Source organism: Arenibacter sp. P308M17, assembly GCF_003426735.1.
In the GTDB taxonomy this organism is placed as follows: domain Bacteria; phylum Bacteroidota; class Bacteroidia; order Flavobacteriales; family Flavobacteriaceae; genus Arenibacter.
In genome coordinates this window covers 29,988-48,921 of sequence record NZ_QVON01000007.1, presented here as the reverse complement: position 1 = coordinate 48,921, position 18,934 = coordinate 29,988, and the positions used below count along the sequence as shown (strand labels likewise).

General features: G+C 41.8%; 3 protein-coding genes. All 3 read left to right on the top strand.

Annotated features, from left to right (window positions below; genetic code table 11):
- The first annotated feature begins 744 nt into the window (after positions 1-744).
- On the top strand, positions 745-8,754 hold the full coding sequence (locus D0S24_RS16315) for a PKD domain-containing protein (RefSeq protein ID WP_181938122.1): 8,010 nt from the start codon (positions 745-747) through the stop codon (positions 8,752-8,754).
- Between the two features lie 25 nt (positions 8,755-8,779).
- Positions 8,780-17,401 carry a malectin domain-containing carbohydrate-binding protein gene (locus D0S24_RS16310; protein WP_251795812.1) on the top strand — a complete coding sequence of 2,874 codons (8,622 nt, stop codon included), beginning with the start codon at positions 8,780-8,782 and terminating at the stop codon, positions 17,399-17,401.
- A gap of 310 nt (positions 17,402-17,711) precedes the next feature.
- Complete coding sequence (locus D0S24_RS16305; RefSeq protein ID WP_117020895.1) at positions 17,712-18,806, top strand: hypothetical protein; 1,095 nt, start codon at positions 17,712-17,714, stop codon at positions 18,804-18,806.
- The last annotated feature ends 128 nt before the right edge of the window (positions 18,807-18,934 follow it).

Below are 18,934 nucleotides of genomic sequence, written 5' to 3'. Positions count from 1 at the left end.
ATTATAACAGACTGTATAATTGTAATTCCAATTTTTGGATTCAAAATCCAAAACTACATCATCGGTAATATTTTATAATCTCTATGCCCAACCTTGTTTTTATTGTTTTTGGAGTAGGTTTCTTATCTGTGTTTTAATACCATTTATCGAAATTGTAAACATTTTTCACAAAATTTAACATTTTATAATAATATTTAGACTTTAATAAAATCGATTAATGGTAAGTATCACCTTTAACTCAATAAAGATATTATAGGTTATTTTGTAGAGTAAGCTTTAATTAAAAAATATCCCCCATTTTTTATTAATTCATTTAGTTGATTTGCACCCCAGATCTCTATGTGCTTCCCTTGGTTGTGGTAATGACCAACAGTATTTCTATGAAAAAAAATTACCTAAGGAAAGTTTTTTTCTTCTTGCATATTTCAATTTCAACCATTTACAATGTAAAATGGTTGAAATGTGATTTGATTTATGCCTACTTCCATTTATGGACTGTTGAATTTAAATTAATATACCCAAAAGGTTCATTGGACCTAATAATATTAAATAATCATTCCAGATTTATTTTTAACACTCCACACTATGTCAAAATTATTACTTGAAATTAATCGGTATTTTATTCCATTGCAAATAATGCAGTCTTGTGTTTGGCAAAATAGGATTGCAGGGATATTACTTATGTTTATATGTTCCGGTACATCACTTTTAGCTCAAGTCCAAATAACGACTACACCTGCTTCTTTGACAGTTTCACCTAACGAAACTTTTACAATAACGGTAACAGTAGAGACAAGTCAATTTGCCGATGGGGCCGAAATCCATATGAGTTATGATCCAAATGTAATAGAGGTAACAAATATAAGTTTACCTCAACCAAATCCATTGCCCGTTCCAATTATTGGATCGGAGTTTGATAATTCTTTGGGGGTAATCAATTATGCGGCAGGTACATTTTCTGCCTTTCCAAATTCGGACTTCGATTTGCTGGAATTACAGTTTACCGCATTAGCAGAGGGTTCTACGGATATAGAATTTAGCGGACTTCCTTCAAAAGTCACCTTTGGAGGGCAAAATATTTTATCAGGGGCCATTGGCTCTACAATTACAGTTGGTATTACGGATATTGTACCTCCGGTTATTACCCTGATCGGAGATGAAGTTATCAATTTATCCGTCGGTGATGTTTATACCGAGCAAGGAGCCAGTGCTAGCGACGAAATAGATGGCGATCTTAGTCTGGCAGTGGTTATTGGAGGCGATACTGTTGATGTCAATACGGTTGGTACCTATATTGTAACCTATAATGTTGTGGATGCCTCTGGAAATCCTGCGACTGAGGTTGTGCGTACTGTAAATGTCTCCCAAGTGGTGGTCAACACCTATACCATCACTACCAATCCTGCCTCAAATGGCACTATATCTCCATCCACTACGCAGGTCAATCATGGCGATAATATTATTTTTACAATTACACCTGACCAAGGGTTTGAGATTGAGGACGTTCTAATAAATGGAAGTTCAGTTGGTCCCGTGGCCACATATGAGTTCACAGATGTTCAGGCTACTGCAACCATAAGTGCTAGTTTCATAGAAAGTGCCTTTCAATTGTGCATAGCCAGTGGCAATGATGCACTTACCGCCTTTGGTCGCAATTTTATTGGAGATCCGGCAACTGTACCTCCATCAAGTGGTTCCTTTATACGAACAGGTGGTAAAGCCTATTTAGATTACAATGGGGCAATAAGTGGAACAACTACTACTGATGAATTAAAGTTGTTTCAAAAGGAAATTTATGGGGGCAAGGATATCGACAATCCTCCTTTGGCCTACGAGATTCCTGTTCCGGATGGTTATTATCAAGTAGATCTATACTTTGCAGAGGTATATCATCCCGCTGCTGGTGGTAGGGTTTTTGACGTGCTTTTGGAAGGGAATGTGATATTGGATGAATACGATTTGGTAGATCCTATAAAAGACGGTATTGGAACCAATCAATCAGCTATTGTAAGGGCATATTTTGTACAGGTTGTTGATGGTAATCTAAATTTACAGGTAGGACCTGCAACAGTTGATAACGGAAAAATATCGGGTATTTGTGTTACGACTACTTCCAACACAAATGTGCATCCTATTGCCAATTTAGGCAACCATCAATTTGAAGCCTCCACCACAGTTGCCGAAACGTTGAATATCATAGATACCGATCAGTTGAACATTGTGTTTAATGGATTGCCATCTTCTTTAAGCTATAACCCATCTACCAATCAATTGGAGGGAACACCAGAAACTTCCGAATTAGGCGATTATGTAGTTAACGCCATTATTTCCGATGGAAATAGTGCAGCGGTAACAGCTGAGTTTACGATTACCATTTATCCTTCCGGTTTGGACTTGCCACCTACTATTGCCGATATAAATGATGTTGAAGTGGCAGAAGGATCAACTGTATCCACCAATATTGTGGTTTCCGATGATAAGGATATTTACAATGCCAGTATTGTTATATATGACAAGAGCAATGGAGGAACTAATAGTCCCTTATTGCCTTCTACCGTGATACCTGTAACCGATTATACGTTTACCGATAACGGTGGGGGTAATTTTACACTTGATTGGAATACCAATTCTGGCGAAGGACGTTCTTATTTGGTAGAAGTAACAGCCAATGATGGGGTTAATCTACCCGTACGGAAAACCTTTAATATTAATGTAGCCCAACCTATACCTGGGAATATACTTGCCAGAACTTTTAGTAGTCCATTGCCTTGGTACAAAGCCCCATCGGATACTGCTCCTGTGTTGCCATTTACCGTGGCCATTGAAGCCAATGCTGCTCAGAATATTGGTTATATAGATGCAGGGGATTATGTGGAGTATTTAATAGATGTACCGGTTCCCGGAGTGTATGATATAGAATTTTTTGCTGCCAAGGGAAGTGCGGGCACAACCGTTGTAACCGTTTCTGAGGAAAATGGTAGTGGTTATACGTCAATTGGTTCGGTCGGAGTTGTGCAGACCGAATGGCAGACCTATGCTTCCTATTTTACATCCGTGGAAATTAGCAATCCCGGAATCCAGACTATCCGTTTGGATTTTAATGGGGGTGCCAATATTAAGAATTTTGAGATTTCGCAATCTGCCATTGCCGCATGTAACGTGGCGTTCCGTATAAATGCCGGGGGTCCTATCCAGGGATTATCGGGAGGGGATTTCGAAGAAGATCAATCCCTTGCAGAGGCAGGTGGAAGTGCAGCTACTGGAAATCCCTCTCCATATTATAAGGGTTCTGTAGATAAGACCTATGGTTCAAATACACCTTTGGTGTCAAATAATACGGGTTATCCCGATACTGTTTTTCAAACTGAACGGCATATTGATGGGGCCACATTGATGAACTGGGAGTTTCCTGCAAATGGAATTTATGAGGTTAATATTTTATTTAATGAGAACTGGACGGGAGAAGCTAATGATCCCCGAGTTTTTGATGTGGAAATAGAAAGTGATCTGGTCTTGAATGATTATAGACCTTCAGTTGCAGCAGGAGGATTCAACATTGCTAAGGTTGAAACTTTCACTGTAGAAGTTACAGACGGTATAATGAATATTGATTTTATTAAAGGCACTCAAAATCCATCAGTAAAAGGTTTCAGTATTTGCTTAATTTCGGAACCTGTCAATACTCCGCCGGTGGTTTCAATAATGGCGCCGTCCAATGGAGATACGGTAATAAGGGGAACTGATGTGACCCTGACCGGTACCGCTTTGGATGCCCAAGATGGGGACATTTCCAATCTTATAGGTTGGAGTTCCAATGATTCTAGGTTTACCACAACACCTTTGGACGGAATAGGTTCGGCAATTACCGGACAGTTTGTTACACCTGGAGTTCAGACCTTGATGGCAACTTCTACGGACAATGGTTTGGAAGTGGGTACGGCCAATGTCTCCGTTAATGTTTCTGGCCCCAGTGTGGTTATTGACCTTCCTAATGAATCCTCGGTTTTGAATGCTACAGATGTAAGATTGGAATGGACAGGAACAGATGTCCTATATGCTCTTACAGAGCATTATCACATATTCGTTAACCCACCCGATATCAACAATATTGATCCGACGACCCGAATTTCAACAGCCTCACAGATTGGACAGGAATTTTGGGATTTAACGGCGGAAGATGGAATTGTGGAAGGAGCAAATACCATTGTATTGGTAGTTGCAGATCCTACACATGCTACTTTTGAAAATCAGGAGGCCAAGGATATGGTTAATTTTATTGTGACCCTGCCAGATACCACTCCCCCGGTCATTACGCTTTTGGATGTTGATCCACTTCCTGTGGAATTGGGCTCCCCCTATTTTAATTTGGGTGCTAGTGCCTTTGATGAAACCGATGGTGATTTGACAGATGGGATAGTTGTTGGTGGGGATATCGTAGATCCTAATAAAATTGGTAATTATATTATTACATATAATGTTTCGGATAATGCCGGGAATGCCGCGGTCGAAGTTACACAGATGGTAACCGTACTGGATGGTACAGCTCCGGTAATAGCTTGTCCAACAGATATAATTACATCTACCGACCCGGATTTTTGCGGGGTCGAATTAAATCTTGTAGGAGTATCTGCCATAGACATTGGCGGGGATGTGACTTTTGAAGCTATTAGAAGTGATGGGCTTTCTTTAACAGATCCTTACTCTTTGGGAGAAACCACCGTAACTTGGACTGCCACCGATGAATCCGGGAATGTTTCCGATCCCTGTACCCAGACTATTACAGTCAATGATGGGGTGGGGCCAAATTTTGGATGTCCGACCAATATTAGTTCTAACAGTTTCAATGGAAATCCAATAGCAGTGGATATTATTGCTCCATTTGTTTTTGATTCATGTTCGGAATTGGATGTTACTTTGACCGGCACAAGAAGTGATGGCTTGGAGATAGGGGATGCCTTTCCTGTAGGGACTACACAAATAGAATGGAAGGCATTGGACAATGTTGGGAACATTACCTCTTGTATACAATTGGTTACTGTTAATTTTACGGCCTCCAGCCAGAAAAATATTGAATCTTTTGCTGTTCAAGGACAAGTTGGACCAGAAATTATTGATGCTTCATCTGGTGCAGTTGGGGTTACCGTTGTAGCAGGAACGGATGTTACCAGCCTTTCGCCTACTATTGGGGTTTCTGCAGATGCCAGTATAAATCCTTCTTCCGGAACTGTTTTGGATTTCACCAATTCTGTAAATTATACGGTTACCGCCCAAAATGGAACCCAGAAGAATTGGACCGTTACCGTAACAATTCAAGAAGATAATGAAGATCCAGAAATCACTTGCTTGGGAGACATTAGCATGTCCAATGAAAATGGTCAATGTGGAGCAGTAGTGAATTATATTGCACCGGTTGGAACGGACAATGCTACAGGCGCTACAACTATTTTGGCCCAAGGTTTGGGAAGTGGGGCGTTTTTCCCCGTTGGTACAACTACAGAAGTTTATACCGTTACGGATGCATCGGGCAATACCGCCTCATGTAGTTTTACGGTTACCGTATTGGATTCAGAAAATCCAATAATAAATTGTCCTCAAGATATTGTTGTTCAGGTGGAAGAAGGGGTTTCTGCTGCCATAGTGGAATTTTCCACTCCACTTTTTGGCGACAATTGTCCTAATGCCAGTATTCAACAAACTCAAGGTCTTGCCAGTGGTTCCAACTTTCCATTAGGAACTACCATAAATATTTTTGAGGTTACTGATGCAGCAGGAAACGATCAGACCTGTAGCTTCAATGTAACCATAGAGACTATAGCTCCAGCTTCACTTACCGTAAATGGATTTACACTGGTAAATGCGGATACGGACCAGGATATTATGGAATTGACCGATGGTATATTGATCAATGCCGCGACCTATGCTTCCACAAATCTGGCTATTAGAGCCAATACTACTTCGGACGTGGGTAGTGTTAGTTTATTGTTAAGTGGTTCTAAGACCCGGAGTCAAACTGAAAGTGTTGCACCTTTTGCCTTGTTTGGTGATAATGTATCTACAGCCGATTATATTGGCGAGTTGTTTCCCATAGGAAGCTATAACCTTATGGCCACTCCATATACCGGTTCAGGATTGAGCGGAAATCAGGGTACCGCAAAGACCATAAGCTTTCAATTCACAAATCAGAATCCGCTTTGTAGTAATTTTGATTCAAGTATAGGAACCACTGTCAACCCTAGTGGTTGTAGTAGTAACGATGGCTCAATAGGAATCAATACCGTTGGATTTGTAGGGCCTCTAACTTACATTTGGAGCCATAACGCCAATTTGAACACTGGTACTGTCAGTGGATTGGGAGCTGGCACCTATAATGTTACGATTACGGATGCCAATGGTTGTTCTGAGGATTTGGCCGTTACACTAAATGGACCAACGCTTCCTTTAGTAACCTTGGCTCCCTTTGCCGATGTACTTATAACTGATAGTCCGTTTGCCTTAACGGGAGGTAGTCCTTCCGGAGGGGTATATAGTGGTCCTGGGGTGGACAATAATAACTTTGATCCCGGTATAGGAAGTGGAACCTATTCAATAGTCTATACCTATGAGGATGGCAATGGTTGTTCAAATAGTGCCACTCGAACTATAAGCGTGGGTAGTCCAATAGACAATGCGTCCGTAATAGTAGTAAATGCCAACACGGATGTGGCCCTATTCGCATTGACCAACGGACTTCAAATTGAAAAAAATACCATAGGCAATACACCTCTGGGAATCATTTATAATGCAGACTTGAATCCTGGTAATGTCTCGTTCAAGTTGACCGGTCCCATAAATCAGAACAAATCCGAGGGGCCATCAGGACCATATTCCTTATTCGGGGATATAGGGGTGGATATACAAGGTCAGCCCTTCCCAATTGGGAATTATACCCTGGTAACCTCTACTACTTCCGGAGTGAGCCAGACGATTAATTTCTCAATAATTAGTGGTCCTCCAGCCAATGTGCCTCCATTTGTGGCCCTAGCTGGAAATGCGGATAATAATGTTCCTTTTAAAATTAATTTCTCGAGTGCCGGATCTACCGATAATGATGGAATTATAACAGGGTATTCCTGGAATTTTGGGGATGGTAATACCTCCAGTCAGCAAAATCCATCACATACATACAGTTCTGCCGGAACATATAATGTAATCCTCAATTTAACGGATGACGACAACGCAACCAGCACTAAAAGTATTAGTGTAACGGCAATAGATCCTAATATTAATCAACCACCAAACGCTGTGGCCACTGCTTCGCCAAATAGTGGAACGGCACCATTGGTAGTCAATTTTTCAAGTGCAGGTTCAAGTGACACGGATGGTACTATTGAGAACTATGAATGGGATTTTGGGGATGGAGCAACCTCTACCCAGAGCAACCCTTCACATACCTATGCCACCCAAGGTAATTTTGTAGGTACCCTTACCGTAACGGATGATGATGGGGCAGTAGGTACAGTAAGTGTATATGTCACTGTAAATGCACCTAACAACAATGCGGCACTATTTATTTTAAATGCCAATAATGATAGTCAATTATATACCTTGACCAACGGATTGCAGATTTCCAAAACCGATATTGGAGAGACTCCCTTAGGTATCATTTATAACCCTGATTTAAATCCTGGCAATGTGTACTTCACCTTGACGGGGCCAATAAATCAAAGTAAGTCGGAAGGACCATCCGGGCCATACTCCTTATTTGGGGATATAGGAGTGGATGTCCAAGGGACGCCTTTTCCTGTCGGAAACTATACTTTAGTGGCCAGACCAAGTGTTGGTGAGACCCAGACCATTAATTTTAGTATTATAAGTGGTCCACCGGTCAATGTTAACCCTATTGCTGTTGCCATAGGCAACCCGGATGCCAGCCAGGCATTTAAAGTTAATTTCTCTAGTCTTGGATCTTCCGATGGTGATGGGAACATTGTTGGGTATTCCTGGAATTTTGGTGATGGCGCTACCTCAACAGCCCAAAACCCATCCCATGACTACAGTTCGGGCGGTGCAAAAATGGTTACCCTTACCGTAACCGATAATGAAGGTGGAATAGGTACGACCAGTATTCAGGTAACGGCAATTGATCCTGCCGATATTGATAAGGTGGTAAGTTTTACTTTAATAGACGCAGACAATCAATTTGATTTATTCGATATTCAAAATAATATGAATGTGAATGATGGTGATGGTGTCAATATTAGGGCCAATACAGATCCCGGAATCGTTGGAAGTGTAAAATTTGAATTGTCGGGTACGTTGACCAGGACTTGGATAGAATCTGCTTCTCCCTATGCCCTATATGGGGATTTGAACGGGGAATACAATCCAACATTATTACCGGTAGGATCTTATACCCTAAAGGGAACACCCTACGGGTTATCAGGTGCCTCAGGTAAGGTGGGTCAATCATTGACCATCAACTTTAATGTGGTACAGTCCGGTTCTACTGCAAAGATGTCGGTTGCCTCGATGAATATCTTTCCAAATCCGGCCAATGAAAGTGTAACCGTTTCATTTGACGAGCCTATACCTTTAACTCAGATCTATGTTTATGATATTACCGGTAAACTGGTGAAATTCTTAAAAATGGATGCTAATGAAAATGTAGGGACATATCTCCTTGGAGTTCAGGATCTACCTACTGGATCTTATTTTATTAGAACTATTGATGCTGAAGGAAAGGAATTACAACAACAATTGGCCATCAAGCGATAACCTAGTCCCAAAAAAGATTTTAAAAATGGAAAACTTAAAATTTAATCAAACCATAATCTCTGCGATTATGGAATATTTTAGAAAAATGATCATAAAGGGAATTTCAGTGGAAGGTAGACTACTCCCTTTATTGACATTTATGCTATTGATCTTATTTTGTCATAACCATATAAATGCGCAATCATTTAGTCAAAGTAATCTGAATTACAATGGCAATGGCGGTGTTAGTCAAGGAACTTCCTTGATGTATGGCCCTGACGGCAGATTATATGTTCTCAATTTAAATGGTACCATCGATATTTTTACGGTACAAAAGAATGCGAGCAATAATTATGTGGTTACTGCGGCCGAGAGCTTGGCGGCGGTTAAGAATATTCCCAACCACAATGATGACGGTTCTTCAAATAGTGGAAATAACCGAGAAGCAACTGGTCTTACTGTGGCAGGAACAGCGCTAAATCCTATAATCTATGTTACCTCAAGTGATTCAAGGGTAGGTGGACCTAGTGGCGATTTGAATCTTGATACCAATTCGGGTGTAATTACTCGGCTAACCTGGACTGGAAGTTCCTGGTCCGTAGTGGATATTGTTCGTGGTTTGCCCAGGTCTGAGGAAAACCATGCGACCAACGGGCTGGAATTCGTTACTATCAATGGGGTCGATTTTCTCATTGTAGCTTCTGGGGGGCATACCAATGCAGGATCGCCTTCCGACAATTTTGCATGGACCACGGAATATGCGTTATCTGCTGCAGTACTTTCCATAAACCTTGATCTTATTGAAAATATGCCCATCAAAAACGATGGGAGGGATTACATTTATGATATACCGACTTTGGATGATCCTACCCGTAGCAATGTAAATGGTATAGAAGACCCTGCAGTTCAAGGGTATAACGGTATAGATGTGAATGATCCTTGGGGTGGGAACGATGGTTTAAATCAGGCAAAGATCGTAATAGGTGGCCCTGTACAAATATTTTCCCCTGGATACAGAAATGCCTATGATTTGGTTCTCACTGCTACCGGCGCAGTATATGTAACGGACAATGGTGCCAATGGCGGTTGGGGCGGTTTTCCAAATAATGAAGGTACAGCTAATGTAACCAATGATTATAATTCCAGCGAACCTGGGAGTAATTCCAATAGCGGAGGGGAAAGTGTAGATAATGATGATCACTTGTCGCTGATTACGAATAATATTCAAGCGTATTCATTCGGTACTTTTTATGGAGGGCACCCGGCGCCAATAAGGGCTAATCCGACAGGAGCAGGACTGTATACCAACCCTTCCGTAAATAACACAAGTGGAGCGGTATTTAGAACTTTGATTTATGATCCGACCGGTACTAAAGGAGTGGGCTATACCAATCAAAAGAGTATTGCACTGCCAGTGGATTGGCCTCCTGTACCAGTAAGTTTGGCCAATGAGGCCGAGGGCGACTGGAGAGGGCCCTCTACTCCCAATCCTGATGGGGATCAAGATGCTGTTGTAACTGTTTGGGGGAACAATACCAACGGAATAGACGAGTATACCTCCACAATTTTCACTGGTCCGGAAAGTATGGTAGGTGATCTTATCGCTGGTCAGAATGACGGAATTTTAAGAAGGGTAGAACTAAATGCTGATGGGAGCCTTGAAGAATTGACGAGTACCTTTGCATCTGGTCTCGGGGGCAACGCTTTGGGAATTACCTGTAATGGGGACAATGATCCCTTTCCCGGAACCATATGGGTGGCAACGTTTAATGGAACCATAAAAATTTTGGAGCCACAGCCAGTATTTGAATGCTATGAACCCACTGATCCCTTATATGTTGGATCGGAAGATACCGATCAAGATGGTTATACCAATCAAGATGAAGTTCAGAATGGAATAGATCATTGTAATGGAGGGGCACAGCCCAATGATTTCGATAAGTTGGCAGGAGGGGTCTTGGTTTCCAATCTCAACGATAATGATGATGATAATGATGGTATTTTGGATGCCAATGATCCATTTCAAATGGGAAACCCATTGAATAATGGCTCGGACGGATTTGATTTGCCGGTGATAAACGAATTATTATCCGATAATTTGGTTTTGGGCGGTTACTTGGGACTCGGATTGACAGGTCTTATGAATAACGGTGCCCCCAATCCCAATTGGCTTAATTGGTTGGATGTGGTAGGTGAAGGTCCCAATCCCAATGACATTTTAGGAGGAGCCACCGGTGCCATGACTATGCAGATGACGTCGGGATCCGCATCTGGGTCGGCCAATAATCAGGAAAAAGGGTTTCAATATGGCGTAAATGTGGATCAATCTGTAGGTTCATTTATGGTGGAAGGCCGATTGTTCAATTTTTCAGATCCTACACAGTTGTACGGTAACCTTGCACCTGCCAATAGTGAATTAGGAATCTTTATTGGAGACGGTACACAAAGCAATTTTATTAAAGTAGTGCTTACTAAGAATGGGATTGTAGCCATACAGGAAATTAATGACATCCCACAAACCCAAACCCAGTTGACGGCAATTATTGACGCTGGAAATAGACCTGCCAATGATGTGGTATTTTCATTTAATGTCAATACAGTTTCGGCGGAGGTACAAATTTTATACAGTATAGATGGCAATACGCCAATTTCTTTGGGGACCATCGCTTCGACAGGAACCATTAAAACGGCCATACAACAATCCTCTACCATTTTGGCGGTAGGGTTGATCGGAACCTCCAATGCTGCAGGGCAGGAGGTAGAGGGAACATGGGACTATCTGAATGTAACCGGTAGCCAGCCAACAGTTTCCCAGCCTTTGGCCAATTTGGAAAAGTTGATTGATTCTCCAAACCAAAATATTGATCTTAACGATTATTTTGGGGATGACCAAGGTGTAGGAAATTTAACTTACACAGTTTCTGATAATACCAACCCAGCTATAGGTGCCAACATTGCAGGGAATATCCTCACTTTGGATTATCCCGATTCCGAGGCCAGTTCAACTATTACCATAAGGGCAACGGATTCCAATTTGTTGTTTGTAGAACAAATTTTCACTGTAAATGTCACCGAACAACCTGCGGTTTTATTTAGGGTAAATGCTGGTGGAGCAACAATAGCGGCAACAGACTCTCCCAATCCGGATTGGGCAGCCAATGATGTTGCCGGAGCATCGGGCGGAACCAATTTTACTGTTAACACTGGAAATACTACCGCCCATAATATTACTGGTAGGCATTCTTCGGTACCTACCTATGCTCCACAGGCCATTTTTGCACAAGAGCGATGGGATGCGGAAGAGCTTCCTGAGATGGAATGGGCATTTAATACAGGTAACGGAACCTTTACAGTGAACCTATATATGGGAAATGGTTATGAAGGCACCGGATCACCTGGACAGCGAGTGTTTGATGTTAATCTGGAAGGGGCGTTGGTCATTAACGATAAGGATTTATCGGGGCAATATGGAAATATGGTAGGTGCCATGGAAAGTTATCAGGTAACCGTAAATGATGGGGTATTAAATATTGAATTTATACATCAAACCGAAAATCCGTTAATCAATGCCATTGAAATACTTGGTGCAGGGAGTGTGGCAAATATACCGATAAGCATTGATCCTGTTGCCAATCAAATAAATAATCCAGGGGATACACCTACATTGAATATTACGGCAAGTGGAGGTGATCCCAATGAGAATTTTACTTTTACAGTTACGGGATTGCCCCCCGGATTAAGTATTGAGCCAACTCAAGGCGCTATTTTGGGTACTATTTCTTCCTATGCAGAAGATGCAGGCCAGTACAATGTTACGGTTACGGTAAGCAAGCCGTCGTCTACACCGGCAAATGTCAATTTTGCATGGACGGTCAACAACCCCAATGTACCCAATACTGTGCTATACCGTATCAATGCTGGTGGTAATGTGGTGGCTTCCAACGATGCCTCGCCATTAAACTGGGAAGAAGACCAGGCGGCAAGTGGTGCCAACGGCAATGCACAAAATGGAACACCGTCCCAGTACGTAAATTCATCCTCTGAGGATGAAACCTATGGAGTAGCACTTCCAGGGTCATTTGTTAATAATACGCCCTATCCGAACAGTATATTCTCCACAGAAAGATATAATACCTTATTGGCACCTGAGAATATGCAGTGGAATATTCCACTTTCACAGGGAACATATACCGTTAATTTATTATTTGCAGAAGTATGGACTGGTGCCCAATCAAATGGGGTGCGGGTTTTTGATGTGGCCATAGAAGGTCAGGTTGTGCTGAACGATTTTGATCAAACAGCTGTTTATGGGTATGCCAATGCTGGCGTTGAGAGTTTTGTTGTTGAGGTAAATGATGGTAATCTGGATATCGATTTTATAAAGGGAATTGAAAATCCCAATATTAAGGGTATTGAGATTATTTCCAATGCCGGTGAACCAATTGGTGATTGGACCAATATAACCAATGTAACGGAACATACTCCCAGACACGAAAACTCCTTTGTACAAGCAGGAGATAAGTTTTATTTGTTCGGAGGTAGGGAAAATGCCAAAAAAGTAGAAATTTATGATTACAATACCAATTCGTGGTCCCAGGCAGCCTCAACTGCCCCATTCGAATTTAATCACTTCCAAGCTGTGGCTTATGAAGGGCTAATTTGGGTTATTGGATCCTTTAAGGATAATGAATATCCAAATGAAGCTCCGGCCGATCATATTTATATGTACAACCCTGTATCCGATACATGGATTCAAGGTCCGGCCATTCCAAATGCACGGAAAAGAGGTTCGGCAGGATTAGTGATGTACAACAGTAAGTTTTATGTTATTGCAGGTAATACCATTGGGCATAATGGTGGCTATATTCCATGGTTTGATGAGTTTGATCCAGCTACCGGTAAATGGACGGTTCTGGGGGATATACCACGTGCACGGGATCATTTTCATGCTACCGTTGTGGGCAATAAATTATATGTAGTAGGTGGTAGGCTTACGGGCGGCGATGGAGGAACTTTTGCTCCTGTTATTCCAGAAGTGGATGTATATGATTTTGTTAGTAAAACTTGGATAACCCTTCCGGCATCCAGCAATTTACCTACCCCACGTGCTGCTTCCGGAACAGTTACTTTTAATGGAAAAGTGGTCGTAATTGGTGGTGAAGGAAATGGTCAGGCCTATGTTAATACTGATGCCTTGGATATAAATACCAATACATGGACTTCACTGAGCGATTTGAACAATCCACGTCATGGTACTCAGGGAATTGTATCGGGAGATGGTATATGGATTACTTCCGGATCACCTAATCAAGGTGGTGGTAGCCAAACGAAAATGGAGGTTTATGGTACTGATAACCCAGCCGGGACAGCTATTGTTGCAAGTACCTTGGCAGTGCCCTCCAATATTTCGGTGCCTCAAGGTGGGGTAGAGGATTTATTGATAAGTGTTTCGGGGGGCAATCAGGGAGTTTATGTTAAGTCCTTGGCACTTACCGGTTCCAATGCTTCAAATTTTAAGATTCTTGGATCTAACAGTTTTCTTATAGAGGCAGGCACTACTCGGACAATTCAAATTGAACATATAGGCTCCCAAACAGGGGAAGAAGCTACTTTGGTCATGGCCTATGGTAGTAACGGATTTTCGAATATAGATATTGCCAGTGGCGAAGAGGTGTCAACTATTTTATACCGTGTAAATGCAGGTGGCGGGTTGATTGCGGCAACGGACGCACCCAATCCTGATTGGAGTGTGGATCAGGGAACTTTTGGGATTGCTGGAAACTCACAATATTTGGCAGCTGCAACCGCAACTAATGGATTATTTGATCAATCTTCCGGTTCTGCCTATGCAGGTCCTATTAATATGGCACATGCATCACTTCCTTCTGGAACACCTAGTAATATGTTTACCACAGAAAGATATGACGCTGAGGGTGCGCCAGAAATGTTGTGGCAATTTCCGGTAGATGCTGGAACGGAAGTTGAGGTAAGACTTTATTTTGCCGAATTGTACAATCAAATTATTGCTGCCGGGCAAAGGGTATTCGATGTTTCCGTTGAAGGGTCCGTACCCACTACATTTAATGATATTGATCCCTTTGCAAAAGCTGGAGCGCTGGGCGCTTTTATGGTATCACACAGGATCACCGTTACAGATGGGACTTTGGATATCCAATTTATTCATGGTATTGAGAACCCTTCCCTGAAGGGCATCGAAATATTGGATGTTACCGGTAGTCCTACTTCCGGTTTACCACCCGTCGTAGCCAATCCGGGTGGGCAGATCGGTGTAGATGGCGGTACGGTAAACCTACAAATTATAGCAAATGATGAAAATACGGATACATGTGGCCCCTTAAGTTATTCGGCTACTAATTTGCCGCCTAATTTGACCATTGATCCAACAACCGGAATTATTTCAGGGACTATTCTTGGTGGTTCGGGTAGTGGTACGGCCGGGGCCTTTATGGAAAACAATGGATTGGTAATCATAGAAGCAGAAACCGATTTTGTGGATACAGCAGGAGGATGGAATCTTGAAACCACTTCGGGCACAACATATTTGGTAGGTGGTAATGATCATTTCTCCGGTCTAAATGGACAAAGTATTAACTATAATGTGGAAATTACGACACCTGGAGTATATCGCTTTCATGTTAAATCGGCAATTTCTGGTTCAAGTTCTACCGATAAAAATGATACTTGGTTTAAAATAGAGAACACTCCAGACGTTCATTTCTTTACTGTGCAGGGGGGAGACCTTACCGGAACCCAACAATTCCTTAATGAATTGAGTAATCCGGCAAGTACCACTAAAACCCTGTATTGGCCAAAAGGGAATTCTCAGGGAAGATCTGATCATGTTACTGAAAATCCAGGAATCAACGGTTTCTTTAAGGTATATACCAATACGATTGCCAATTCGTGGTATGCACGTACCATAGATAATAATGCTTGGCCTATATATGCCTATTTTGCCAATCCTGGGACATACGCAATTACTATGAACGAGCGATCTGAAGGTCATAAAATAGATCGTATAGCACTAACCCATATAGATAATACCGGAACAGGAGTAAATAATACCTTATTGAATGGTGCCCAATCTTTACAGAATGAAGGCGGTTCACCTGGAGCTTCGGAAAATAGTCCCTATAATGTGGCTGTAACGGTAAGTGATGCCTGTGAACCGTCCTCCAGTACAGTAGTTAACTTTAATTGGAATATTACCGCATTGCCAATAGGCAATCCGGAAGCGACGGTTATGGTTACCCCGGGAACGGATATAGCAGCCTCAACTTTTGATAACAATTCCTTTTTCATAAATAATACAGGAGATGATAACATTGTTAATGTAACTATCAATACGGCTTCTGGATATATGATGGATGTAGTTTTTGATCCGGTAGGGACTGCAGGGGATAGTGTGGCTAAGTGTTTAACGGCTGGTAATGCGGGTAGTTCCTCCAATGCTGTTGGATTAACAGTGCCTGGAAATGGAGGTTCGGACAATGAAGATTGCCTAAGTGTATTTTCTCAACCCCATAATGGCGTTAATAATGCGGAGGGATATGATGTTTTATCTTTGAATTTTACAGATTTTAATCCTGGAGAGTCCTTTGTGTTCGGAATAGATATGGATCCAACGACCATTAAGGGCGATTTATCATCTGGTGATGCGGGTTCCATTTCGGGATTTGAACTGATCGGGGCTACAATTACCATAGAGTTTGCCAGTGGAGTTGTTTATTCAACAAGTTTGTATGACCAAGGTTCCTTTGGAGGATCTGATGCCATTGTAAATGGTGAAAGCAATAGTTTGGTTGCACCTTCCATTTTGGTGGAGGGATCAAATGCTTCCAGAGTAGTTGCAGAGGCCAATCAAGTGGTGCAAATTAACGGCGAGCCCAATGCAATGGTCAGCTTATTAAGGGTAGATGGAAGATTGTACATTGATGCAGGTAATCCTTCCATTGGTTATGATATAGATCCTTTTGAAGCAAATGAGGCTATGGCCAAAGAGCTGTATACCATTCAGTTAAATGCATCCGGGGTAGGGAATATTCCGGTAACCTTAACCCAAACATTGGGATCGGGCGGAACACCAAATGGAGGCCTCAATCATTTTATCGCCGTAGTAACTGGAAATAATGGAATAAATAGTGTAGCATCCAATACAATAGTCCTTGAATATGATCCTTCAACAGCTGAGTCCGATATGACCATCTCTTATAGCTTACAGGGGCGTACCGATCAAAGTATCGGGTTAACCGTAGGATTATATGAAGTGGGAGCTACTATACCTTTAATGGAGTTTACCCCAAATGGTACTGCCAATGGGGAGGCTATAGTAGATGGTATTCCCCAGGGAACGTATGAAGTAGCAGTTAAAACAGGGATGCATTTACAAAAAGTCGCTACCATAACATTAGAGGCAGGAGACAACAATCTTAGTATAGGGGAACTAAGGGTGGGGGATGCCAACAACGACAATACAGTAGGGTTGGAAGATTTCTCTGTTTTGGTCACCACCTTTAATATTGGTTTTGGGAATACCGGCTATGATCCCCGTGCAGACTTTAATGGGGACGGTAGTGTAGGATTGGAGGATTTTTCACTGTTGGTAACCAATTTTAATGTTGCTGGGGAGGTGCCCAGTGGCCTGTAATATGTAATTTGGGATTCAATATAAAAGCACCGGGTTTTATCCGGTGCTTTTTTTTGTACAGAGGGGTAAAAACCTAAAACATCTTTGGTTTGTAAATCGCAATGTAGGAAAACGAGTCCTTTATTATGCTCCTAGGTCGTGTACACAACATTTTCAGGCACTTACACATCTTTAACGCTATAATAAAACCTATTCTGGATATGGAATACTAATTTTAATCCCGATACGTTATTAAAGAACAAGGGTTATGCCTTTTTTACTAAGGGATAACGTTGGATTATAAGCATTTGTAGTATAAATTCCATTGAGAATGAAGAGAAACCAAATAACCGTTTTTTTAATTGCCGTCCTATGTTTTTTTACATCCATTGCGCAAACCGAGCTTGTGGTAACCGATTTTGGCGACGATAACAGTAGGGGAACCCTGCGCTGGGCCATAAATGAGGCCAATGCCGATTCGGTTATCCATAGGATAATTTTTTTGGAAGGATTGGAAGGCATTCTTAGATTATCTTCAGATCTACCTCACATCAATAGTAACCTGTCCATTATCGGAACGGGGGCGGAACATGTCACTATTTCAGGGGAAGGGAATTATCGTATGTTCGTAGTAAATAAGGGGTTTGCTTTGGATATTTCAGGATTTACCCTGACCGACTCTGCCGATAATTATAAGGACGGAACTATTTTTGCCGTTTCGGGCTCTGCCGTAAAGGCATCTGAGATAAGGGTAGTCGGAATTTCCAATCAAACCGCATTTTGGTCCAAGGGAGACCATTCTTCCATTACTATCTTCAACTCCATTTTTGAAAATAATTCTGCTACCCTATTTAGAAGCTATTGGGGATCCACTCCCAATTTTACATCGGACAATGAAAATGATTATACCAATAAAATTACCATTACCGGCTCGTCATTTATTTCCAATAGGGGCCTCATCTTTTCAACAGAACATTACGTAAAAATAGACAATTGCCTTTTTAGTGGAAATTATGATCAAATAGCCAATTTTAAGGGGGTAAACCGCTACCAAATATTAAACTCCAAATTTGTGAACAATACCGGTCGTCTGTTATTTACTTTTTCAAGTAAGATCGGTGACACCCCGTCTTGGGGAGAGGATACATTGGGGGCCAACAATACCCTTTTTGATGGGAACCTGTTTCAGGGAAATACGGGAACCATTATTAATACCGGAGGAGGTTTTAAACATGATTCCAAAACTACTATTACCAATAATATCTTTGTCAATAACGGAAATGACTGGTATGGCAACCCAATAGTAACTTCAGGAAACCAACATAACAATTTTATAACCTCGGTTACCCCAATGGACGATGAGGGTACTATCGTTGTTACCTTGAACAAGTCGCTCATGATCCATACGGAAGATGAGCTGCACTAAGGATTAAGGTTAAAGTTAAAAGTTGTCCAAAAGTTTTGTCCGGTCAAGCGCCCGCCAGTACCGAACGGTCCGTTCGGGCGGGGATCGAGACCTTTTTACAGGAGTGGGCGGTAACAGTTTTCAGTTGG

Coding starts and splice junctions, on each gene's coding strand:
- D0S24_RS16310 (WP_251795812.1), top strand. CDS start 8,780: ATGGAAAACTTAAAATTTAATCAAACCATAATCTCTGCGATTATGGAA.
- D0S24_RS16305 (WP_117020895.1), top strand. CDS start 17,712: ATGAAGAGAAACCAAATAACCGTTTTTTTAATTGCCGTCCTATGTTTT.